General features: G+C 64.5%; 21 protein-coding genes. 11 read left to right on the top strand and 10 right to left on the bottom strand.

Annotated features, from left to right (window positions below; translation table 11 throughout):
• Positions 1 to 69: 69 nt before the first annotated feature.
• From G6N58_RS08015 to G6N58_RS07995, 5 genes are all read left to right on the top strand, one after another.
• Positions 70 to 1,119 (top strand): zinc-dependent alcohol dehydrogenase family protein, encoded by a 1,050-nt coding sequence (locus tag G6N58_RS08015; protein WP_163907999.1) that lies wholly within the window; start codon positions 70 to 72, stop codon positions 1,117 to 1,119.
• Positions 1,120 to 1,180: 61 nt separating this feature from the next.
• Positions 1,181 to 2,095 (top strand): TIGR03619 family F420-dependent LLM class oxidoreductase, encoded by a 915-nt coding sequence (locus G6N58_RS08010; protein ID WP_163907997.1) that lies wholly within the window; start codon positions 1,181 to 1,183, stop codon positions 2,093 to 2,095.
• 117 nt (positions 2,096 to 2,212) lie between these two features.
• Positions 2,213 to 2,968: an SDR family NAD(P)-dependent oxidoreductase gene (locus G6N58_RS08005; protein WP_115279089.1), complete on the top strand. Its 756-nt coding sequence runs from the start codon at positions 2,213 to 2,215 to the stop codon at positions 2,966 to 2,968.
• A gap of 523 nt (positions 2,969 to 3,491) precedes the next feature.
• Entirely contained in the window at positions 3,492 to 4,124 is a 633-nt protein-coding gene (locus tag G6N58_RS08000; RefSeq protein WP_308213268.1) for a DsbA family protein, read from the top strand.
• Between the two features lie 147 nt (positions 4,125 to 4,271).
• The gene (locus G6N58_RS07995) at positions 4,272 to 4,595 is read left to right on the top strand and encodes a hypothetical protein (protein WP_232067784.1); all 324 of its coding nucleotides are present in this window, start codon (positions 4,272 to 4,274) and stop codon (positions 4,593 to 4,595) included.
• A 1,422-nt stretch (positions 4,596 to 6,017) separates the two neighbouring features.
• On the opposite strand, the gene G6N58_RS07990 is transcribed toward G6N58_RS07995, so the two are convergent.
• The 4 genes from G6N58_RS07990 to G6N58_RS07975 all read right to left on the bottom strand — a co-directional run bounded on the left by G6N58_RS07990 (position 6,018) and on the right by G6N58_RS07975 (position 9,583).
• Positions 6,018 to 6,515, bottom strand: coding sequence for a hypothetical protein (locus G6N58_RS07990; protein WP_068919327.1), 498 nt, complete (start codon positions 6,513 to 6,515; stop codon positions 6,018 to 6,020).
• A gap of 151 nt (positions 6,516 to 6,666) precedes the next feature.
• Positions 6,667 to 8,328 (bottom strand): alpha/beta hydrolase, encoded by a 1,662-nt coding sequence (locus tag G6N58_RS07985; RefSeq protein ID WP_115279091.1) that lies wholly within the window; start codon positions 8,326 to 8,328, stop codon positions 6,667 to 6,669.
• 9 nt (positions 8,329 to 8,337) lie between these two features.
• Positions 8,338 to 8,556: a hypothetical protein gene (locus G6N58_RS07980; protein ID WP_115279092.1), complete on the bottom strand. Its 219-nt coding sequence runs from the start codon at positions 8,554 to 8,556 to the stop codon at positions 8,338 to 8,340.
• A gap of 175 nt (positions 8,557 to 8,731) precedes the next feature.
• Positions 8,732 to 9,583 carry a helix-turn-helix domain-containing protein gene (locus tag G6N58_RS07975; protein WP_163907995.1) on the bottom strand — a complete coding sequence of 284 codons (852 nt, stop codon included), beginning with the start codon at positions 9,581 to 9,583 and terminating at the stop codon, positions 8,732 to 8,734.
• A 118-nt stretch (positions 9,584 to 9,701) separates the two neighbouring features.
• Here G6N58_RS07975 and G6N58_RS07970 point away from each other — a divergent pair, with 118 nt between their 5' ends.
• Positions 9,702 to 10,142, top strand: a complete 441-nt coding sequence (locus G6N58_RS07970) for a limonene-1,2-epoxide hydrolase family protein (protein ID WP_115279093.1) — start codon at positions 9,702 to 9,704, stop codon at positions 10,140 to 10,142.
• 196 nt (positions 10,143 to 10,338) lie between these two features.
• Here the strand turns inward: G6N58_RS07970 and G6N58_RS07965 are convergent, their stop codons facing one another.
• From G6N58_RS07965 to G6N58_RS07955, 3 genes are all read right to left on the bottom strand, one after another.
• On the bottom strand, positions 10,339 to 10,962 hold the full coding sequence (locus tag G6N58_RS07965) for an SRPBCC family protein (RefSeq protein WP_115281662.1): 624 nt from the start codon (positions 10,960 to 10,962) through the stop codon (positions 10,339 to 10,341).
• 202 nt (positions 10,963 to 11,164) lie between these two features.
• The gene (locus tag G6N58_RS07960; RefSeq protein WP_147289347.1) at positions 11,165 to 11,866 is read right to left on the bottom strand and encodes a Rossmann-fold NAD(P)-binding domain-containing protein; all 702 of its coding nucleotides are present in this window, start codon (positions 11,864 to 11,866) and stop codon (positions 11,165 to 11,167) included.
• 281 nt (positions 11,867 to 12,147) lie between these two features.
• A complete protein-coding gene (locus tag G6N58_RS07955) occupies positions 12,148 to 12,447 on the bottom strand; it encodes a putative quinol monooxygenase (RefSeq protein ID WP_147289348.1) in 300 nt (99 codons plus the stop codon).
• Between the two features lie 177 nt (positions 12,448 to 12,624).
• Here G6N58_RS07955 and G6N58_RS07950 point away from each other — a divergent pair, with 177 nt between their 5' ends.
• Entirely contained in the window at positions 12,625 to 13,527 is a 903-nt protein-coding gene (locus tag G6N58_RS07950) for an AraC family transcriptional regulator (RefSeq protein WP_147289349.1), read from the top strand.
• Positions 13,528 to 13,596: 69 nt separating this feature from the next.
• Here G6N58_RS07950 and G6N58_RS07945 read toward each other — a convergent pair whose 3' ends face one another.
• A complete protein-coding gene (locus G6N58_RS07945) occupies positions 13,597 to 13,965 on the bottom strand; it encodes a hypothetical protein (protein WP_115279095.1) in 369 nt (122 codons plus the stop codon).
• A 356-nt stretch (positions 13,966 to 14,321) separates the two neighbouring features.
• On the opposite strand from G6N58_RS07945, the gene G6N58_RS07940 reads away from it, so the two are divergent.
• Complete coding sequence (locus G6N58_RS07940; RefSeq protein ID WP_115279096.1) at positions 14,322 to 15,410, top strand: sensor domain-containing diguanylate cyclase; 1,089 nt, start codon at positions 14,322 to 14,324, stop codon at positions 15,408 to 15,410.
• Positions 15,411 to 15,462: 52 nt separating this feature from the next.
• Here the strand turns inward: G6N58_RS07940 and G6N58_RS07935 are convergent, their stop codons facing one another.
• Together G6N58_RS07935 and G6N58_RS07930 are read right to left on the bottom strand one after the other, a co-directional pair.
• On the bottom strand, positions 15,463 to 16,158 hold the full coding sequence (locus tag G6N58_RS07935; protein ID WP_115279097.1) for a cutinase family protein: 696 nt from the start codon (positions 16,156 to 16,158) through the stop codon (positions 15,463 to 15,465).
• Positions 16,159 to 17,344: 1,186 nt separating this feature from the next.
• Positions 17,345 to 18,007 (bottom strand): GntR family transcriptional regulator, encoded by a 663-nt coding sequence (locus G6N58_RS07930; protein ID WP_115279099.1) that lies wholly within the window; start codon positions 18,005 to 18,007, stop codon positions 17,345 to 17,347.
• A 153-nt stretch (positions 18,008 to 18,160) separates the two neighbouring features.
• Here G6N58_RS07930 and G6N58_RS07925 point away from each other — a divergent pair, with 153 nt between their 5' ends.
• The 3 genes from G6N58_RS07925 to madL are packed head-to-tail and all read left to right on the top strand — an operon-like array spanning position 18,161 to position 21,465.
• The gene (locus G6N58_RS07925) at positions 18,161 to 19,471 is read left to right on the top strand and encodes a malonyl-CoA decarboxylase domain-containing protein (protein WP_115279100.1); all 1,311 of its coding nucleotides are present in this window, start codon (positions 18,161 to 18,163) and stop codon (positions 19,469 to 19,471) included.
• A 41-nt stretch (positions 19,472 to 19,512) separates the two neighbouring features.
• Positions 19,513 to 21,054, top strand: a complete 1,542-nt coding sequence (locus G6N58_RS07920) for an AMP-binding protein (protein ID WP_115279101.1) — start codon at positions 19,513 to 19,515, stop codon at positions 21,052 to 21,054.
• A gap of 9 nt (positions 21,055 to 21,063) precedes the next feature.
• Positions 21,064 to 21,465 (top strand): malonate transporter subunit MadL, encoded by a 402-nt coding sequence (gene madL / locus G6N58_RS07915; protein ID WP_115279102.1) that lies wholly within the window; start codon positions 21,064 to 21,066, stop codon positions 21,463 to 21,465.
• Position 21,466 lies beyond the last annotated feature (1 nt).

The following is a 21,466-nucleotide window of genomic DNA, read 5'->3' as shown; positions in this document are numbered from 1 at the left end:
TAACAGTGATAGTTACATATGCTGGCAACCGCTGACGCATGCGGTGACACCACCGGAATGGAGCGAAACATGGCCGAGCCGTTGACAATCGACGAACGTCCTTCCGATGACGCCATGAGGCGGGTGCAGTTCACCCACCTCGGCGGCCCCGAGGTGCTGGAGATGGTGCCGCTGAAGCTGCCGGCACTCGAGCCCGGGCACGTGCGCGTCGCGATCCACGTCATCGGGGTGAACCGCTTCGAGGCCCTGTTCCGGCGAGACCACTACGTCATCGCCCCCACCCTGCCGGCGACGCTCGGGGTCGAAGCCGTGGGCACCGTCGTCGACACCGCACCCGACGTCGACGGATTCGCCATGGGCCAGCGGGTGGCGATCCTGCCGATCCAGTCCCCGACGGTCGGTACCGGCACCTACGCCACCCACGCCGACGTCCCCGTCGGGGCCCTGGTCCCGGTGCCCGCTGACCGCTCCGACGAGCAGGAGGCCGCGACATGGATGGCCGGCCTGCAGGCCTACACCCTGGCCACCAAGGTGCCCATCGGCGCCGGGGACGCCGTGATCGTCACCGCCGCAACATCGTCGGTCGGTACCGCGTTGATTCAGATCGCACGCGACTTCGGCGCCACCGTCATCGCCACCACCCGCACCGCCGCCCGCAAGCCCGAACTGCTGGCGCTGGGAGCTGACCACGCCATCGCCACCGACGACGAGGACCTCGCCGCCGTCGTCGCCGCGATCACCGCCGGGCGCGGCGCGACGGTCGTGTACGACACGGTGGGCGGACCCCTGCTGGCTCAACTGATCACCGCCACCGCGCCGTTCGGGCACGTGTTCTGCTACGGCGCGCAGACCTCACCGGACATCCGCGCGGCCCGCGTCGACGTGCCCCTGGTCGCCCTCGACCGCAAATCTGTCGCCTTCGTCGACCTGTTCGAACTCGTCGAATCCCCCGACCGTCTCGCCGCCGCGAAGGCCTACATCGCCGACGCCGGCAGGCGCGGCGCATTGAACATTGGCATCGACAGGGTGCTCGACTTCGACGACGTGCGGGAGGCGCACCGCATCCTCGACACCGGCCGCTTGGCGGGAAAACTCCTGCTCCGCGTCGCCCGGCCCTGACCCACCACCTCACCCCATCGACGACGGGAAGACGCACACCATGAGATTCGGCCTGCTAGGCGTGAACAGTTTCTACGGTGCTCACCCCGCCGCTGCCGCGAGCACCGCTCGCCTCGCCGAAGAGATCGGGCTGGACTCGGTGTGGGCGATCGACCACGTGGTCGTCCCCGCCACCTACGAGACCACCTACCCCTACGACGAGAGCGGCAAGATGATGGGCGGCGAGGTCGAGTTCGACCTCGCCGATCCGCTGATCTGGTTGGCCTACGCCGCCGCCGTCACCGAGCGCGTCATCCTGGCCACCGGTGTTCTCGTTCTCCCGCAACGTAATCCGCTGGTCCTGGCCAAACAGGCCGCCTCCCTCGACGTGCTCTCCGGTGGGCGCGTACACCTCGGTGTCGGTGTCGGCTGGCTCGAGGAGGAGTTCACCGCGGTGGGGGTGCCGTTCGCGGACCGCGGCCGCCGCCACGACGACTACGTGACCGCGCTGCGCGCGCTGTGGCGCGACACCAAGGCCACCGTGGACACCACCTACGCCACCTTCACCGACGCCGTCAGCCTGCCCCACCCGGTCAACGGCGGCGTCCCTATCGTCATCGGCGGCGGCTCCGAACGCGCGGCGCGCCGTGCCGGACGCATCGGAGACGGTTTCTTCCCCACCGTCGCCGGGCCTGACGCGCTGCAACCACTGCTCGCCATCATCCGCACCGAAGCTGACGCCGCCGGACGTGACGCGGACGCCATCGAGGTGACGGTCCCCTACGGCGGGGACCTCACCGGCCTCGACGACGGCACGCGGCGCCGGGCGATCGTCGACGAGCTTTCCCGTACCGCCGACGGCTACGCCGCCATCGGCGTCACCCGCATCCTGATCCCCGCACAGCCCGCAGACGCACTGCGCGCACTGGCGGCCGACCTGTCCGACCGTTACGGCATCACCGACGCGACCATCGGGGGTGCCGTCGCAGCGGTGTGATTCGCGGTGCGACAGCCGATGCCGCCCAGCAACGGGGCGTGAGCTGTCGCCACCCGATCCAGACGATCACCGCATGCCGAAAGAGAGTGCGGCACAACACCAAAGAAAGGTTCACCCATGTCCGGGAAACTCGAAGGCAAAGTAGCCGTCATCACCGGCGGTTCCAGCGGCATCGGTCTGGCCACAGCCACGGAGTTCGTCGCCCAAGGCGCCCACGTCTACATCACCGGTCGCCGCCAGACCGAACTCGACAAGGCGGCCACCGAGATCGGGCACAACGTCACCCCGGTTCAAGGCGACGTCGCTGAACTCGACGACCTCGACAGACTCTACGAGGTGGTCCGGCGCGAGAAGGGCAGCGTCGACGTCATCTTCGCCAACGCCGCCGTCGGCGGTCTGGCACCCGAAGGAGCCTCCGCGACACCCGAACACTACGACAAGGTCTTCAACGCCAACACGCGCGGCGTGTTCTTCACCGTCCAGAAGGCCGTCGACCTCCTCAGCGACGGCGCCTCGATCGTCCTGACCGCCTCCAACGCCCACTATCTCGGCATTCCGGGCTTCGGACCCTACTCCGCGTCCAAGGCGGCGGTCCGCTCGTTCGCGCGAACCTGGGCCGCCGAATTCAAGGACCGCGGCATCCGCGTCAACACGCTCAGCCCCGGGCTGATCGACACCCCGATCCTGCACACCTCGGGGCGCACCCCCGAGGAGGAGCGAGCCTTCGAACAGCAGATGATCGGCATGGTGCCGCTCGGCCGGATCGGGCGCCCCGAGGAGATCGCCAAGGCCGTACTCTTCCTGGCCTCCAGCGACTCCAGCTTCATCACCGGCATCGATCTCGTCGCCGACGGCGGCATGACCCAACTCTGAACATCGCCTCGTCGGCACCCCCGCCGACGAGCCGCACGGGCGGCTGCACCCCACCGCCACCGTCGTGGATCGGCGCATCTCCGACTTCGAGTACGCCGACCACACGTTCTGCAGCAATCCCGCGAGCACTGACTGAGTGCGCGGAGTTGTTGTCTCACAGTGTCCTCGTCACGGTATGGCGTCCCATGCCTATTAGATAGTCGAGACGGAGGTTCTGCCCAGTGTGGCTGCGGGCCGCCAGCCGATGCCACGGTTGTATCCCGGTCTCTGGCGCGGTCCCGCGTGGACGGGTTGAGAGGTGTGCGCCAAGCGCTGCGGTTGCGTGGCGTGCCGGTCTGCCGGGGCGCGATCCATCTACGGGTTGACCCGACGATGTCCTGCAGGCGTTACGTGCCCCTGATGCCACCGAGCGGCCTACCGTTGCCGCATGGCGGCCTCACCTTCACCCGTTCCCGGTTCCCAGCCGCAAGCGGCAGCCCGCCGTAGGCGCAAGCTCATCGTGCAGGTTGGGCTCACCGTCGCCGTGGTCGTCGGCGCGGTGGTGCTTGTGCTCGCCATGGTGATCGGCGGTGAGGACACCCCCGCTGGCGGGGAGACCACGGCAATCCGCGCGGTGACCGACACCGTGATCACTACACCGGGCAGCGCTGAACCCAAGGCCGTGGTGTCGATATACGAGGACTTCCTCTGTCCCGCCTGCAGGAACTATGAGATGGAGTTCGGCCAAACCATCAACGACCTCATCGACAGTGGCGCGGTAGCCGCTGACTACACCATGGTCGCGATTCTGGACCGTCCGACCAATCAGAACCACTCGTCGCGGGCCGGGGCAGCCGCGTACTGCGTGGCCGATGAGGACACCACGTCCGACAAGCCGGCGTTTCGCCGCTTCTACGCCGCATTGTATGCCCAGCAGCCCAGCGAGACGGACACAACGTTTCCCACCGATGACCAACTCATCGAGATCGCGCGTCAAGCGGGCGCCGACAGCAGCGTGCGCGAGTGCGTCACCAGTGGGCAGTATCTGAACACGGTGAAGGGCACGGCTGCCGCGAGCGAGGTCAACGCAACGCCGACGATCCGCATCAATGGCGAGGACTACACACCCACCACGCCCGCTGCGCTCATCGCAAAAATCAGATCCATCACGGGATGACCGATCCCGGCCTAGGGCCGTGCATCCTCCACGACGGACACGGGCCGGCAACGAGACGGCGCTGGCACCGCGAGGCGTAGCTGCCGGTGCTCGAGGAGCGTCAACCACAGACTGACATCTCCGAATCTGTCAACATAAACTTGACGCATGTCGGGATCGTCAGTCGCGGTGGCCGGTCAGAAGCTCCATCGCCAACTCGCTCAGCTCCTCGCCGCGCCGCTCTTGGCGAGTGACCACGATCCGCTCGATCTGGTGCGCGACGCCGCCCACATCCGCAGTGGGGCTGGGGCATTGATGGCTGCGGCGGTGCAACAGGCCCGGGACGCGGGCAGCACCTGGCAGGGCATCGGTCAGGTGCTCGGCGTCTCCCGTCAGACCGTCTTCCAGAAGTACGGCAAGCCCACCGACCCCCGAAACGGAGAGGTCATGAACACCAGCCCCCTTCTGGACGCCATTGACTTGGCCCGGTAAGTGCTCGATGACCATGCGCACGGCCGATGGGCAGATATCACCGAGCGCTTCGATTCGACGATGCGCGCAGGGTTGACCGAGGAGGGGCTCGCCGAGGCGTGGGCCTATCTCGCCGGGATGCCGGGTTCCTCTGAGAGCCAAGGCGACCGAGGCCGTGCGCGCCGGCGACTTCACCATCACCATCACCAACACACCTTCGGCGTTCGAGGCCGGCGATTTCGTAGCGCGCATCACCTTCCGCGACGATCGAACAATCGCCGGGCTAGTCTCAACCCCGAGACTGCCGCCGCCAGCCAAGCGTCACCGGGCGTGTAGCCTCGCACAACACGCTCAGCTAACCGATACCGGCCGGAGCGATCGCATCCTGGAGCAGTGCCACATCCCTAAACCGGTACAGGTAAATCGATCGCAACGCCGGATGTCTTCCACCCGCCGGCATAGAGGTGAAGTCGCAATGAGCTTCAGGCCTGTTGATCCCGAAATGGCTGCAGTGCATCAACTTTCAGAGTTGCACGGCCCCGCGGAGGAGATGTCGTGACGTTGCATCACAGTGACGAATTGAGGCCTGGTGCGCGGGATTCGCGAGCTATGGGTTTGCAGGACCGTGTTCACGTCAGTGACGGTGTGGACATGAAAGTGAGAATTTGCGGTGTGGACATCGACTGAGAACGCCACCGACGATGCAGGTCAGCGGCGCGGTGATGGACATGAAACGTGAGAAGCCACACGAGCTGTGGCTTCCCGCGTTTGATGTCCATTTCCCAGCTCAAATGTCCAGGCGATGTCCAGTTGGACATGAAAGTGGGATTTTTCGGGTCCCCAGATTCGCTAGCGAGTACGCGCATGTAGTGCCGGGGTCCGCGGATGACTTCTCCGGAACGACTAGGCGGACACGTGTCTTTGGGATCTCCAAGTACGTGACCGCTCCTCGCAAGGAGAGCGTCCGACGGAGCCGGGCCACGACCCGGCTGGACAAAGCACGGAACGACTTCACGGCGGACCTCAAGATGTTTACTTTGAGGACGCAGCTAGAGAGGCTAGAAAGCTAGGCTACTCAGCTCTTTACGATGGCGCCGTCGCAGAGCTCCAACAGGTCGACTCCACGACCATGAACTGGATCAGGGTCAGCTCCGAAGTGGAATACCCATAGATTGTCCGTCTCGGGGAGCTCGGCGGCGGTCGGGTCCGCAGTGCGACGGACACAACGACGGGAGATACGCCTTCCACCACGCCAGTCTTTCCGGGCCCGGCGTCGATGGCCGCTGCGATCATCGACTACACCGAAAGCAGCACCCCTAGCTACGCTGAGGCTACGGGTTCGTCCGGTCAGCTTCTGCGACAGGATGACTGGCAGTGGCTCAGACATAGATCGAGTACACGACGGCAAGATTTCCGCCAGAGTCCGCCTATCCGCAATGCGGCCTATTCCGCCGTGACCACGCGGGGAAACTGCAGGTCGTCGCGCACAAGGTTGCCTGGGAAACACGGTGAGATCGCCGTCAATGTCGGCGGGTACGAGGGTGGGTTCGACACCTCGATCTGCAACCGGTAGCCGTCAGGCCCGTAGCCAAACTGGTTGGGGCTCTTGAAGTCATCACGCTGGTACACGTACCAACCCCAGCTGCGCCACGTCTGGCCCGCGGCCGAGATGATCTCTTCTGGAGCCATGCCATCGGGAACCTTGATATCGCCCAGCGCCTGCAGCCGGACCGGCGCCGTCGCCGGATCATCCGGTTGGTCATCGCACCAGGGTGTCGCGCCCGAACCCACGAACGCTCCGCTATCGAACGTCGTGCCTGGCGGTAACGCTGCGAGCGTCTGCTTCACATAGGTGAGGAGACTGCTGTGCGCCTCCTGCTCGCTGCTTGGCGTCACCTCATTGAGGTGCCATCCGGGTGGTGGTGGGGGTCCAGATGTCATGGGCGACCCTTCTAGTTCGGTTGCTCCCGTCGGAACTGCGGGCCCCAGCGGCGGTGACTCGCTGCAGCCAAGAACGGCACTACCGACGATGCCGACGGCAGCGACCCAGCGCGCTGCGGCCCGGACAGCTAGCCACTCCATCGCTGCCCCCTCATCCGTTCGGCACAATCTGCGGCGGTGTTTGACCGGCGATGACGGCCCCCATATTGAGCAGCGCCGGGTTGCCCGGGTCCCAATAGCTGCTGTGCGCCGCAACCGACGGCAAACCCAGGAACTCAGGCCCCCACGTCGGACCGGGCGCCGCCGCCAACTCGACGGCACCGAAGCCGTCCCAGGTCGGATTCAGCCCTAGAACCGCGCCCGACACGAGCTCGATGATGTCGTTGTCGGCGCGCATGGCATACACATTGCCACCCGCATCAAGGCTGAGCTCCGAGGCATGGTTGACCAGGATGCCGGGACTGCCGACGGCGATGACATTCTCGGCCGCAAGGTGATGCCCATCGGCGCCGGCCGCACCGACCAGGGTTGAGCCATAACTGTGTCCGATCACAGTATCGACTGCCTGGGGGCCAACATGAGTGACCTCAAGACCCGCCATGTAGGCGTCGAGCGCTCCAGCGCCGTTGCGGGCATAGTCCGCCGATCCCGCCTCCATCAGAGTCATCGGACGGTCATAGCCCATCCACGTCATCACCGCCAGTTCGCCGCTGAGACTTCGATCAGCCCGGATTGCGGCGTCATACATCGCCGCTGACTTGAACGAAGCGCCCTCGAACGCCGTGAGATCTTGACCGGTCCCCGGTACCAGCGTCGCCGTGCGTGATGCTGTGTCCGGGTTGCCAATTGATACGGCAGCGTGCCCCTGATCGTCGATCACGCCCAGGAGTCGCGGAACGCCGTCCGGTGATTGCAGCGCCGAGTTGACCGACTTGTAGCCGTTCAGCGCGTGATGCGCCTTATCCCACTGCTGCCGCCAGGTCTCCCACCCGGGCGGTGGATACCCCGGCATGCTGAGCAGTGCAGGGTCTCGGGCCCACTCGGGATGCGCAGCTGTGAGGCGGTCAATGTCAGCTTGAGCGTCGGCGGTAAGCGACTCCAGGTGCTGCCGGTTGTAGAAGTCTTTGCCCGGATTTTCCGCGCCACCGCCCCACGGCATCCCCGGGTGATTACCGATACCCGGATCCTGCTCAAACAGCCAGTCGCGCTGCTCTTTGTTCAGCTTGTCCCACAGCTCGTTGAACTCGCGTGGGTCCTCTGGCATCGGCTGATTCAGTGCGGCTTGAATCTCGGGATCGTTGGTATGCGGCGACGCAGGAATCGGCGTGTCTCCGCCGGCCATATCGATGGCGTTGGCCAGCGCCATATCCACCTGGTTGGCCTCGGCGATGAGCTTATCTACGCGTGGCTGGAGCTGCTGCTGCTTGAGGAGTACCTCCATGGGGTGGCCGCTGACGCCCGGTCCGGCCACCACTTGTCCCGTTACCGGGTCGATCTCCATGCCGAGCGCAGCCGCGTCAGCTTTGAGGGTGGCGAGCTCGGATTTGATGCGGTCGATCTCATCGGCCGCACTGCGGGCGGCATTGGCAACGGCGAGTGCTTCTTGCCCGTGAGCATCGAGGTCGGCACGGGTCTTGCCGATCGCTTCCTTGGCGGCTTCCGCCGCTTCGCCGCCCCAAGTCGTGAAGGCGGGTAGCTCCGCTAGACCGTCGGCTGCGTCCTGGACGGCCTGGGCGCGGCTGCTGGCAGCGTGAAACACCTCGCGGACGTCGCCGGCATCCCAGCGCTCAATGTCTGCGAAGGTGAGGGTCACGGCGAGCCGCTACATCCGTGCGGCGATGGTATCTGCTTGCTGTTCTCGTACTTTCAGTGCCTCGGCGTGCCGTTCTTCCATCGACCAGAACTCCTGGCCTTGCCATCCGCCCCGGGCGCTCTCCATGCGGCTATCCGCCGCGCAGTGCTTCGTGGCCACCTCTTCGCCGTGCCCGGTGACCGCCACCCCAGAGGCCGCCAGATCCTCAATGGTCACATCCAGTGCCATAGCGCCCTCCCGACGTTGGTACTGCTAGGACATGCTTAGCAGCAAATGGGACGCGGGGGTAGTCATCGCGACATGCGAGTAACCGTCGCCTGCTGCCTGTTCAGGTACAACCGCACGGGCTGCGAAAAGCCTGAATGACGTTACTCGGCCGTGAAGTCCTTCAGCGAGAGAGCCTTTACTGGACGGTGCTGTTGTTCCACGAGCTGAGGAACTGCAGCGCTTGGTGGGTGGGGCTGTGTGGGGGTGCGGTCATCGTCATCAGGCGTTGGCCAGGGTCGGCGTCGCTGGCGAAGATGTCCCAGTCCAGTGTGAGCTCGCCGGCGACCGGATGGCGCAGGATTGTGGTTCCGCGACTGAAATTGACCACCTCGTGCACTCCCCACCAGGTGCGGAACCTGTCGTCGCGGGTGCGTAATTCGTCGACCAGTGCGAGCAGACGAGGGTCATCCGGGTTCTGGGCGGCAGATCTGCGCAGTGTTGCAACGCAGGTCCGGGCGACGGCATCCCAGTCGGCGTAGAGCGCGCGGACGCCGGGGTGGGTGAAGACCAGGTGTACATAATTGCGCTGGCCAGGCGGGATGGTACTGAAGTCGACGTAGACCGCGGCGGCCAACGCGTTCCAGGCCAGGATGTCGAATCGACGATCAAAAAGGAAGGCGGGAACCCCCGTCATCGCGTCGAGGAGGCGTTGAACTTGTGGCCGAAAGGGATCCGATGTGGGCGCACGGCGGTCAAGGACGGGCTTGCCGGCGAGTTCGTAAAGGTAACTACGTTGCTCGCTGTCGAGTCGCAGGACATCGCAAAGAGCGTTCAAGACCGCAGGCGAGGGCGCAACGCGGCCCTGTTCGAGTCGGGCGTAATAGTCGTGGCTGATGGCCGCCAGCTGAGCAACCTCCTCACGGCGCAGACCGGGAACGCGCCGACGGCCCCCCGGCGCAGGTAACCCCACCTCACCGGGGTCCAACTCGGCGCGCCGCGCCCGCAGGAAGCTCCCCAGGGAACCGGCGGAATCCGAACCACTGACCATCTCCCCATTATTCCCGCCATTACGGTCCAGGGGAGGGAAGAATTTGTCCTAGGTTGCCTGCAGTCGGGGCTAAGACTGGACGTTCCCCGCCGCGGATCCATTCGGCACGCTGAACGGCATGACACAAGCACACAGCACCAACAACACCACCTCTTCCGCCACGGACCCCAGCGCTGTGTTCCGCGAGTTCTTCGGACGCTGGAGCATCTCCAAAGCCGTCGCGATGGCAGCCTTCGACGAATTTTTCACCCCAGAGACCGTATGGGAGAACGTCGGCCTCGTCACCACGGTGGGCATCGAAGAGGCTCAAGCTCTCGTCGCCACCGAGCCACCAGGGTTCGAAACGATGATCGTCGACTTCAAGTTCATTGTGTCGCAGGGTCCTTACGTGTTCACCGAACGTGTCGATGACTTCTACAGTGCCGCCGGCGAATTACTGATGTCTGCGCGCGTCGCCGGCGTCGCCGAGATCCGTGACGGGCGCATCATCGTTATGCGGGAGTACTTCATCCCTCCCGCCGCGACTTCCGGGACGTCTGGCGCGGCGACCAACGCCTGAAACGTGCCGAAAATGAACGTGTGTGTTGGGGTACCACAGATCGAGGCAAAGGTGATGGTGACGGGAGCGACTCCGGCCAAGATCACTGAGCCCAGACTCCGCGGCAAACGGCGCCGAGACGATCCTGCACGCCATCTTCGCAGTCGACGCCGACACGCGGGCAGAGAAACCCGGGCGGCCCCGGCATGCGCCGCACTCATCGTGGGGTTCTTCGCACTGAGACAACCATTGATGAGTCACCCGGGTGGGCTCCCGTAGTGCGACGCTGAGTCCGCAGAGCCTTTGCGCCGTCAGTTGTCGGTGCAGCGCGTGACTCGAGTGCACTGACACTGGCTCTCAGTGCTGCGCGCATGTACCGCGCCCACAGTGGCTTGAATGGGCCGGCGATGATCCAACGGCGGCCCGCAAGCGGCTTGAATTCGTAGCTCCACCGGATCAGGGTTCCTTCTCCATCGGGTGTGAAGGTCCACTCGCCGCGAACGCCCTCGGCGAGTTTCGAGAGCGCGTTGGTGAAATTGGTCAGTTGATAGGCGAAGCTCGTGCCCTCGACCCATTCGGTCAGCTGCTCGTCGACCTGAGATCCGTCGGTGAACTGCGGATTGCGCGACGGCCCAGAGTGATCCCACGCTTCGATCTGGTTCTCGACACCGGCTACACCGGGAAACGGACACAGCGGTTTGAAGATCGTCGTGAGGTCGATTGGCGCGATGAACGCCATCGCATCGGCAGGTTTCATGTGGGAGCGGCGCTGCACGGTGATCGGTACCGTGCGGTCGGCCCCCACGATGAGAAGGGCTGGATGTGAGTGTGTGGTGGGCATGCACCCGAGCTTGCCGCCGTGGTATGGCGATTGCCAGAGACCAGCAGTACCACCCAGCTGCCATTCTCGGTGGAGGATGCAGAGCGGCGAGGTCATTTCGTCCGCCGGTGTGTCGGTTATCCGGTCCCCGTCCACCCGGCTGCTCGCAGCGTACGGCGACGCGTGTCCTCTCACGTAGCTCAGCTGCGAAATCTCCTTCATCTCAGGGGAGAAGACACCCAACGCGCGCAGCACTATGGGTCTCAAGCCGCGCACCTGCACCTGCGGCCGCCCCGCCATCTCGAGAAGCTGGCCGATCATTTCTTTTTGCGTCTTCGCAGGGTTGCTCGGTACGTGCCAGGTTCGGCCGTAGGTGTCCGGCGTCGTAGACGGCAACGAGCAACCGCGCGACATCGTGCACGTCGGTGAAGGTGTGGGGAGTGTCGACACGCCCCACCATCCAGACAGGTTTCCCCTTCAAGGCTCGGGGTAGGGCCTGGCCGATGTGACCGGCGATGCTCTTGCCACCGATGTAGTCCGATCCGCGAACTTCGAACGCACGGATTCTTCCGGCCCGGTGGGCATCGAGTGCGGCAGCCCAGATCCGGGCACGAAGCCGGCCCTTGTGGTCGACGGCAGCGTCTTCCATGTTCTCGGTCATCGGCACATCGACAGGCCCGAGTGGGTAGAGGTTCCCTGCCATCGCATACACCGACCCGGTGCGTTCAGTGGCGGTCAGAAGTGCCGATGACATTGGGGGCCAGAGTTTCTCCCACACCGGGTATGGTCCCGGATTTGCGGTGTGAAAGATGGCGGCGGTTCCCTCGGCGGCACGGGTCAGCGCCTCGGCGTCCGTCGCGTCCAGCGCTATGTAGTTGGCGCCGCCGACTTCTGGTCCGTGGTCGGTCCGGCTGCCGATCGTCACGTGGTCGCCGCGTGCGGGGAGTAACGCCTCCGGGACTCGTCTCTTGATAAACGCGACGGCGCTCTTCGAGCGGTCGACGGGTCGCAAGGCCCGCCGGTGCTGGAAAGAATGTGCTAAAAGCCAAGGCGGCCAGTTCAACCGGAGAATTCAACTCCGAGAATGTGGCCTCGGCGGGTCGTCTTGCCAGGCCGCGCCGAATTCACCCAACCTCTCCGTCCGGCTTGATCGGGGAGAACACGGCTGCAAACTCTGACGCAGATGGGTGGCGGCGGGTACGTGGCTCAGGCGTTGATCTCCTCGTAGAACTCTACCTTGAGCGGTCCGTCAAGAAGCTCGCCGAATCGCGCCATGACATCGGCGCTGGTCTCGGTTCGCCATGCGGCGTAGGCCTCTTGATCCGCCCTGTCGTCCCATTGCTCGATCAGCGCGAATTCGGTGTCGTCGTCGGCGCGGCGGACTACCCGTACTCCAATGCAGCCGGGCCGAGAGCGGGTGGCGGCGAGGGTCTCGCGGTAGAAGTCGACCACATCGTGACTGCGCCCAGACTTGGCTTTGGCATGCAGGAGGACGGTAAAGGCCATGTGGAACTCCGGTATCTCGGTGGGTTGGAGGTGGCCGCTCGGGCTCACTGCTGGTCATTCCCCGCCGCAGTGAGGGCCCGCGGGGTCTTGGTGTCCTGTCCAGCGTGACGGCTTGTCCCGGGATTGTGAATCATTCAAACGCCTGAATTCCTTCGCCAGAGTCCTAGGTTGGGGTGTGTGGACCTGGTTGCTGATCTTCTCGAAATTTCCCGCGCGCGATGCGTGCTGTCCGGCGGTATCTCCGGATCAGGCAGATGGTCGGCCCGGTCCCCGGCCCCGGGCCGGATCAAAATCATGGGAGTGGTGAAAGGGCCCCTGTCGTTTCGACTCGCTACGGATCCTGCGGGCCTGCAGGTCGCCGAAGGCGAGGTACTGGTGGTCGACGGACGCACGCCTTTCGACCTGGGAAGCGACGTCGACAAACCACCCATTCGTCTCCGAGAGACCGATCCGGTCCGTCCGATCGATCGAGACGACGACCATGTATGCCTCACCGCGCACATCGAGTTGTTCGAGGCCGGCGATGACTTCCTTCGGGACGCCATTCCACCCGTCCTGCACCTGCGTGGCGAAGCGCGGGAAGCCACGACCGCGCGCTGGCTCCTCGAAGAGCTCTTCGAGGAGTTCACCTGCGAACGTGCTGGAAGCACCACTGCCTCAGCACAGCTGACGCAGCTGCTCTTCGTGCAAGTTCTCCGGGCCTGGGCGGCAGCAGCAGATGAACTGCCCTCAGGATGGGTCCGTGCCGCCGCCGACGACCGATTGAGGCCCGCGTTGCAGCTCATGCATGCCGACGTGGGTAGAGACTGGCATATCTCAGAACTCGCTGCGGCGTGCGCAATGTCGCGGAGCAGCTTTGCCGGTCGGTTCACCAAGATCGCCGGCGTTCCCCCTCTCACCTACCTGTTCAGATGGCGAATGCGCCGAGCCGAACGAGCACTGGCCGGTGGATCGGCGTCGATCACCGAACTCGCAACGTCGCTCGGTTACCGGTCCGAAAGCGCATTCAGCGTTGCGTTCAAGCGCTGGTCCGGAATCGCGCCGAGTCGATTCCGTCAGCGAGATCCCGGAACTTGTTGAGCCGGAACGGCCTAGATTCGAGACGGGATCGGGGTGCCTGTCAGAGGAATCCACCCCAGCAGGGTGCGCCTATGCGTCATCCAAACTCGGCCGGTAGCCCGCCACCTCGGCTTCAGCAGCGAGCAACGCACCCAATTCGCCCTCCTGCTGGGCGACAAACACACCGACCACCTGCCGGCACACCTCCGGCACGCTGACCCCGCGCAAACCAGCAATACGTGTCAACCCGGCCAGCATCGACGTCGACACGTGAAACTGCACGGCGAACTGACCGCACGAACCATCCTCGGGCGGTGACCCCGGACCAACGACCACCGGATCATCTGACCCGAATTCGTCAACATCAGCACGGCGAGCCCTCTCGATGGCCCCGCCACCAGCGCCACCGGCCACGCCCTCGTCCGGGTCGCGGAACTCTTCATGGCTGAACAAACCCATTGCGTAAACGCTAGACCTTGCAGAATGCCGAAGCCGCCAAGGCGGCGGCGAGGCGCCGCTGAGCTGGTTCCCGCGGGATCGTCGAACAACGCGAGAACGGATCCACAACACCACACCCGATAGGACCGCCGTTGCGGCTGCATCCGTCCCAAGAAGCGGCTTTCCTGGTGATCGTCCCCGGGACGGCGACGACGCCCGGCTGGCAAACCTGACAGTCACCGGAATTTCGCCGCACGTATTGTCCTCGTCAAGCGGAATATTGCCAGAGTGGGCCGCCTGCCGAGATACCATGTGGCCTCGCTGCAGGAGGCGCAGTGAGGGTGTTGCCGCGACTGCTTTGACACGCGAGGGGGCTCATGTCGGACATCGGATTCCCGGTACCCGAGAACGAAGACCAGCGGATGCGAATTCTCGCCGATTACAACATCCTGGACTCGCTGCCGGAGCAGGCGTACGACGACTTCGCGAAGCTGGCATCGGCGATCTGCGGCACACCGATCGCGCTCATCACGTTGTTGGATGACCACCGGCAGTGGTTCAAGGCGAATGTGGGCCTGGGTGTCAGCGAGACACCCCGGTCACAGGCGTTCTGCGCGCACGCAATCATGGATCCCGGCGTCGTGATGACGGTTGAGGATGCCACCTTGGATCAACGTTTCGCCGCGAATCCTCTGGTCACCGGTGACCCCGGCATCCGTTTCTACGCCGGCGCACCGCTCGTGGCACCGACGGGCGAGGCGCTGGGCACGCTCTGTGTAATCGATCGCGAGCCGCGCAGTCTGAGCGAGACTCAGCGAGAGGCGCTTGAGATTCTTTCCCGCGAGATCATCGTGCAGCTCGAGCTTCGTCGGAGTATTGCAACACTCGAACAGGCCGTTCTGGACCAGGAGAAGTACGTCGAACTCCTCCAGGAGTACCAGCGTGATATCGAGAAGGTGAGGGTGCACCTGGAGTCGCAGTCGGTCACGGACGTGCTGACGGGGGTGAAGAATCGGCGTTCTTTCGATCTCACGGTCGAAGAGGAATTCATGCGTGCGCAATCAAGACGCACGACTTTGTCGTTGCTCATGATCGACGTTGACCACTTCAAATCCTTCAACGATGAATTCGGTCATCCTGCTGGAGACGAGGTGCTCCGGTCACTTGCGCACCTGTTGCGATCAGAAATGCGAGAGTCAGATTCTCTGTTCCGTTATGGCGGAGAGGAATTCGCGATCGTGCTGCCTGAGACCACATGCAAGGGCGCGTTTGTGCTCGCGGAAAGGTTTCGGCGCGCTGTGCAGAGGGCGCCGTGGCCGAAACGCGCGGTCACGATCAGCGTCGGTGTTGCCGCGATCGACTCGGACACCGTGTCCCCGCGCGACCTTCTTCAATCCGCGGACCGAGCGCTCTACAGCGCCAAGCAGACCGGCCGCAACAGGGTGACGATGGCCAGCAGTTCGTGAGTTCCCGCGTCAGAATGACCACGGTGATTCTAGGGGTTGTCGAAACACGGCGTCACTGCGACCTGTCGATCACGCGACTGGCAGCGAATGATGCTCCCTGGCTCGCCAGATCGCCGATGTAGTTGGCCGAGTTGTGACCCGCGAAATTGAGCCCATCCGAGCACACAGGATCGTCGACGGCGCACAGCGCGCGGGTCTTGCTCTCGTACAGCGGGCCGATCGTCACCGGCGGCTGACCGAGGAAGTTCGTGGCACGACCGTTCGGCAGGGCGAACAGCACGACCGCTACGACGTGCTCGGCGACGTCCGGGGCCAGCGGTTGGGGGACCGTCGTGGGATCGACACCGGCGGGCACGGCAGAAGACGTCACGAAGCCAGCCACGGCGGCTCCCTGCGAGTAGCCCGCAAGCACCGTCTGGGTTTGTGGGCAGGTCTCCGCCATCAAGACAACCCGAGCGGCGGCATCCCGGACGCCGTCAACGCCCGTGGCCCATTGGTCGGTTGCAGGGTACTCAACCGGATAGACCTCGAGTGATCGTTCGCCGATCTGCGGGCGCAGCGCGTCGATGAAAGCCTGACCCGCCGCCCCGGTACCCGGCGGCTCATGGGTTCCTCGAGCGAAGATCACCTCGACATCGGGGCATGGCGCGGCTGACGCGGATGGCACGACGGCTGCCGACAGCGCGGCCGTAACAAGCGTTGCCACAGCGGAACTGGCCAAGAATTTACTGGAGATCACTACCTGCATCCTTTGCGCTCTGATTGAACTGAAGTGGCGGTTGGTCTGTGGCCTGCTCGCTCGTCGGTAGACATCCGCGGTGCGAGCCAACGGTCGATGTCGCCGAGAGAAGCTGTGTGCCTAAAGGCCGCTCGTGGTCAGCCGAGCCGGTGTTGGAGCCGGATAGATTTGGTGTTACGCGCATAGCGCTCGCCGTCGTCGCCTCGGGCATGCTGAAGACAGCATGAGGTGCCCAGCCCCGGCTCGTCACTCCCGTTACCGATCGATTTACCGGAGCGACCCGCCCGACGGCATTCAAGCATCTCTCCCCCCTTGCTGTATCGACCAATACAACAACTGTACTCGATAGTACACTTCCGCGGGAAGTGAGCTGGTGTGCGCTCTCGGCGGCGAATGCGGGGTGGTTCTCGCGGTGTGCAATGATCACCGACAATGCGCCGATCTGGTCGAAGTTCCTCTCCAACAGCACGTCTCGCTTTTGCGTGGACTGATCGCGTTCCCCAGAACGCAGCAGGCATCGCCAAACTGCACTTCGCGAACCAGCGTGGAAAGGTGTCGTCGTGATGGACAGATTCGCGGTGCAGGTGATCCGGCGGCGATCATCGCCCACCCAGGTACCCCGAAGATGCCAGGGGCCACGAAGAGGAGTTCGCTACAGGTAATCCTCCAGTGCACTCTCACGCGTGCTCGGCCGCAGCGCGGCTCGGATGACGAACTGATCGGCGCGCGGTAGCGGGTGAGATGCCCTCACTGTCAAATCGGCTTGCGGCACTTCGGATGGCGATGACTGTCGTCAAGGCAGCTTCCCCTCCTGCGAGAATGCTCACCCGGCGGGTCAGTGTGTTATCGGCGCAGCAGCAAGCGATCTGGCTAGGACCTCGAACGCAAACTGCTCGGTCTGCTCTACATGCTCGCTCGCAACGCCACTTGGACAGTCGAACTGGACGGTGACGTGTTCATAGCCGTGGTCGGCCAAGCGTTCGAGATCGTCGACGAGCCGAGCTGGCCGCCGCACAACCCGTCATCGCGATCATTTTCACCGACGCGTACGACGCAATTGGCAAAAAATTGTTGTCGCAGAGGCTATTCGAGTGGGCCCTTGTGGCTTCACGTCACTGTGCTGAATCAAAGCGGGATGTGTGAGTCTCTGGGCAGACGTCGGCCCACTCCCGCCGAAGCTGCGTGCCGGCCTCGCTCAGCTGGCCGACAGGTGCTTCCAGGTGCGGACCAGGTGGCTGAATTCCTTGACCTGCACCAGAACGTGATCCCGGGCGGCGTTCTCGGCGGCCCCCGCGTCGCCGCTGGCGATGGCGTCAGCGATGGCACGATGCTCGGTCAGTGAACGCCGCATGCGGTCTGGCACGCGCAGTTGCAGGCGTCGGTACGGCTGCAGCACCCGCTTCAATGCGTAGGCCTGCTGGCGCAGGTACTCATTTCCGCACGAGTCATTCACGATTCCATGAAAGCGGGCGTTGGCGTAGTAGTAGGCGTCGGCATCGCCGCTGATCGCGTGCCTCTCGCATTCCCGCAGCGCGTCTTCGAGCTCAGCGAGCGATTCCCGCTCGATGCGTCCGGCGGCCAGCCTGGCTGCCATCCCTTCCAGTTCTGCCATCACTTCGAAGCGCTCCGCTACTTCCGCGATGCTCATCTCAGTGACGTAGGTGCCTTGCTTGGGCCGAATCTGCACCAGGCCGGAGCGTTCCAGCGCCTGCAGTGCCTCACGGATCGGGGTACGCGAGCAGCCGAACTCTCGTTCCAGCTGAGCCGGATCCAAGCGGTCGCCGGGGCGGTAATGACCGTCGAGAACGGCGGTCTCCAGCGCGTCTCGCACCCGCTGCGATTCGGGGATTCGACCCATGTGCACCTCCGCAGCCCAGGTTATCGCTGAAGGGGGTGGCGCAGCTCACTCATATACGCTATCGTCGCTGTTATATATATCACGGTCGCAGATAGATATGACGGCCGCCACGTCCATTCGCCCGCCTGATCCACGCCCGGGAAGGGCCGCCACATGGGACGGAAAGACAGCATGTTGGTGACGACAACGCCCCCGGCCTTCGAACACGACGGCGCGGACACTGCACTGGCCAAAACCATTGCCGCTTGCGAGATCCTGATGAGCGATATCGGAGAAGCGTCGATGCGCACGGTCGCGGCACAGGCCCTGGACGCCTACTCCCGGCTGGACGGCGGCGGCAAACTCAGCTTCTTCAGGCACGTCACAACTGCCTACGACGTCGACCCCGACCAGGTCCGCGCGACCTTCCACCGGTGGGAACAATTGCGCAACAACGGGTCTGACGCTGGCGAGGAACTGACCCGCCTTTTCGCTGCTGTCGAACCGGCCCGCCAGCAACTGCTCCGCCTGCTCAACCACGCTCCCGGCGCCACGCTGGCGCTGGTTGAGATGCGCTCCGACCTACGTCGGCTGATGCGCCACCGCCCCGAGCTGCGGCCCCTCGATCACGACTTCCACCACCTGCTCACATCCTGGTTCAACCGTGGCTTCCTGCGACTTGATGAGGTCACCACGGATTCGCCACCACAGCTTCTTCGGCAGCTGCTGCAATACGAGACCGTCCATCCGATGGCCACCGAGGCCGAGCTCAGTCGCCGGCTGCAACCCCCAGACCGCCGGGTGTTTGCGTTTCTGCACCCCGCCACCGGGGAGCTACCGCTGATCTTCGTCGAGGTCGCACTGGTTCGTGGCATCCCCGACCGCATCGCACCGCTGCTCGCACCTGGTCCTGCACTTGACCCGGCAACGGCGGACACGGCGGCGCTCTACTCCATCAACAACGCCCTGGACGGGCTGGCCGGCGTTTACTTCGGCAGTTTCCTCGTCAAACAGGTCATCGAGCAGGTCAGCATGCAATTGCCCCATCTCCGGCAGTTCGTCACGCTCTCACCGATCCCGGGCTTCCGGCACTGGTGTGAGGCTCGTGCGCTGGACGACACCGCCGTCGGCGTGCTCGTCGACGAGCTGGCGACCATCGACGACGTGGACCAACTCGACGCGGCGCACGCCGAGCGGATCCGCGCCCGGTTGCTTCCGATGGTGGCCCGCTATCTCGTCGACGAGCGGCGCGAGGACGGGCGCCCGATCGATCCGGTCGCACGCTTCCACCTGGGCAACGGGGCTGCCGCCTGGCGGCTGAACTGGCCGGCGAACCCATCGCCGGAAGCCTGGCGGCAGTCCTACGGAGCGATGGTCAACTACCGCTACGAGCCCGAACAGCTCGAACGCCGCCACGAGGACTTTGTCCGGCGGGGCAGCGTGGCCGTCAGCGGTCCGCTTCAGCGCCTGCGCGCATCTTCGTAACCGCACGTCGACAACACAGACGACAAGAAAGGAGCTTGCCGGTGGCGCCCTTCACCACCATCTACCGGGCCTTCCACCATCAGGTGGATCAACGACCGGACAAACCGCTCTTCGAACTGGCCGGCGGTCGCACCGTCAGCTACCGCCAGACCGCCGAACTCGCGTACCGGATCGCCGCCCGTCTGATCGCCGACGGGGTAGAGCCCGGTGATCGGGTGGCCATGCAGGTCTCGAAATCGCCGGAGGCCGTCGCACTCTACCTGGCGACGCTGCAGATCGGTGCCGTCTTCCTGCCGCTCAACACGGCCTACACCGGCGCGGAGATGCGCTACTTCCTCGGCGATGCGCAGCCTCGAGTGCTCGTGTGTGCGCCTGAGCGCCGACCCGACTACGCCGAGTACGAGTCCACGCTTGTCATCGAAACACTCGGAGAGACCGGCGACGGCACCCTCATGCAGGGTCAGGACCGCCACCACCAGGTCCATGACGCCGCGGCCGAGGATCCGGCGGCGATCCTCTACACCTCCGGCACCACGGGACGCTCCAAGGGAGCGGTGCTGACCCACGGCAACCTCGCGTCCAATTGTCAGGCGCTGCTCGGAGAATGGCAGTACACGGACGAGGACCGACTCATTCATGCGCTGCCCATCTTCCACATCCATGGGCTCTTCGTCGCGGCGAACATGACGCTCTGTTCGGGTGCGTCGATGTACTACCTGCCCAAGTTCGACGCCGACGCCATCCTCGACCTGCTGCCGCGGGCGACGGTGCTGATGGGCGTGCCGACGTTCTACAGCCGTCTCCTCAGGAGTGCGCGGCTCACACCGCAGCACTGCGCGGCGATGCGGCTCTTCGTATCAGGTTCGGCGCCACTGCTCGCCAGCGATCATGAGGCATTCGCAGCGCGCACCGGCCACCAGATCGTCGAGCGATACGGCATGACCGAAACGGGAATGAATGCCACAAACCCGTACTCGGACGGCCCCCGCAAACCCGGAACGGTGGGAAAGCCGCTGCCGGACATCGCTATTCGGGTGGTGGATCGCGCCACCGGGCAGACTGTGCCAGACGGTGAGGTGGGTATCGTCGAGGTCCGCGGACCCAACGTGTTCTCCGGCTACTGGAAGATGCCCGAGAAGACGGCGTCCGAGTTTCGGTCGGACGGCTACTTCATCACCGGCGACCTCGGTCGTATCGACGAGGACGGCTACCTGTGCATCGTGGGGCGGGACAAGGACCTGGTGATATCGGGCGGCTACAACATCTATCCGAAGGAAATCGAGGAACTACTCGACTCCCATCACCAGGTGCTGGAATCCGCGGTCATCGGCGTACCCCACCCCGAGTTCGGTGAAAGCGTCGTCGCCGTCGTGGTCCCTACACCCGGCGAGCAGCCCCAGGAAGGCGAGTTGTTGAGCTTCGTCGCCGGCGATCTTGCCCGCTTCAAACAACCTCGCGCGGTGCGCTTCCTCGAGGAGCTCCCACGCAACGTCATGGGGAAGGTCCAGAAGGCCCAACTTCGAGAGCGCTACGCCGGCCTGTTCGAGGGCGCGGATGCCTCGACCGAAGTTTCTACGAGTTAGGAGTACACGATGGTTATCTACGGAGTGGCAGCGCTGGCACTCTGCCTGCTGGCAGGCACGCTCATCGGCGAATTCCTCGGCATTGCAATCAATGTCGACGCGAATGTGGGCGGAGTGGGCTTCGCCATGATCATGCTGATCGTCGCCACCGACTGGCTCCGCCGGCGAGGCAAGTTCCCCGAGGTCAGCGAGCAGGGCGTGCTGTTCTGGAGCGCGATGTACATCCCGATCGTCATCGCGATGGCCTCGACGCAGAACGTGGTCGCGGCCGTCACCGGCGGACCGATGGCGATCCTGGCCGGTTTAGGCGCCCTGGTCGCCGGTGCCGCCCTGGTCCCCGTGATGGCACGAATCGGCGAACCCGCCGAACCGCTGCCGCCGCTGGACGAAGAAGCGAAGCAGGAGGCCTGAC

Source organism: Mycolicibacterium tokaiense (assembly GCF_010725885.1).
GTDB lineage: Bacteria > Actinomycetota > Actinomycetes > Mycobacteriales > Mycobacteriaceae > Mycobacterium > Mycobacterium tokaiense.
Note: the sequence above shows the minus strand (reverse complement) of the source record. Positions and strands in the feature narration are given on the sequence as shown.

Excerpts from the sequence above, each read along its gene's own strand:
- G6N58_RS08015 (WP_163907999.1), top strand. The coding sequence starts at position 70 with ATGGCCGAGCCGTTGACAATCGACGAACGTCCTTCCGATGACGCCATG.
- G6N58_RS08005 (WP_115279089.1), top strand. The coding sequence starts at position 2,213 with ATGTCCGGGAAACTCGAAGGCAAAGTAGCCGTCATCACCGGCGGTTCC.
- G6N58_RS07995 (WP_232067784.1), top strand. The coding sequence starts at position 4,272 with ATGTCGGGATCGTCAGTCGCGGTGGCCGGTCAGAAGCTCCATCGCCAA.
- G6N58_RS07990 (WP_068919327.1), bottom strand. The coding sequence starts at position 6,515 with ATGACATCTGGACCCCCACCACCACCCGGATGGCACCTCAATGAGGTG.
- G6N58_RS07980 (WP_115279092.1), bottom strand. The coding sequence starts at position 8,556 with ATGGCACTGGATGTGACCATTGAGGATCTGGCGGCCTCTGGGGTGGCG.
- G6N58_RS07975 (WP_163907995.1), bottom strand. The coding sequence starts at position 9,583 with ATGGTCAGTGGTTCGGATTCCGCCGGTTCCCTGGGGAGCTTCCTGCGG.
- G6N58_RS07970 (WP_115279093.1), top strand. The coding sequence starts at position 9,702 with ATGACACAAGCACACAGCACCAACAACACCACCTCTTCCGCCACGGAC.
- G6N58_RS07965 (WP_115281662.1), bottom strand. The coding sequence starts at position 10,962 with ATGCCCACCACACACTCACATCCAGCCCTTCTCATCGTGGGGGCCGAC.
- G6N58_RS07955 (WP_147289348.1), bottom strand. The coding sequence starts at position 12,447 with ATGGCCTTTACCGTCCTCCTGCATGCCAAAGCCAAGTCTGGGCGCAGT.
- G6N58_RS07945 (WP_115279095.1), bottom strand. The coding sequence starts at position 13,965 with ATGGGTTTGTTCAGCCATGAAGAGTTCCGCGACCCGGACGAGGGCGTG.
- G6N58_RS07940 (WP_115279096.1), top strand. The coding sequence starts at position 14,322 with ATGTCGGACATCGGATTCCCGGTACCCGAGAACGAAGACCAGCGGATG.
- G6N58_RS07935 (WP_115279097.1), bottom strand. The coding sequence starts at position 16,158 with ATGCAGGTAGTGATCTCCAGTAAATTCTTGGCCAGTTCCGCTGTGGCA.
- G6N58_RS07930 (WP_115279099.1), bottom strand. The coding sequence starts at position 18,007 with ATGGGTCGAATCCCCGAATCGCAGCGGGTGCGAGACGCGCTGGAGACC.
- G6N58_RS07925 (WP_115279100.1), top strand. The coding sequence starts at position 18,161 with ATGGGACGGAAAGACAGCATGTTGGTGACGACAACGCCCCCGGCCTTC.
- madL (WP_115279102.1), top strand. The coding sequence starts at position 21,064 with ATGGTTATCTACGGAGTGGCAGCGCTGGCACTCTGCCTGCTGGCAGGC.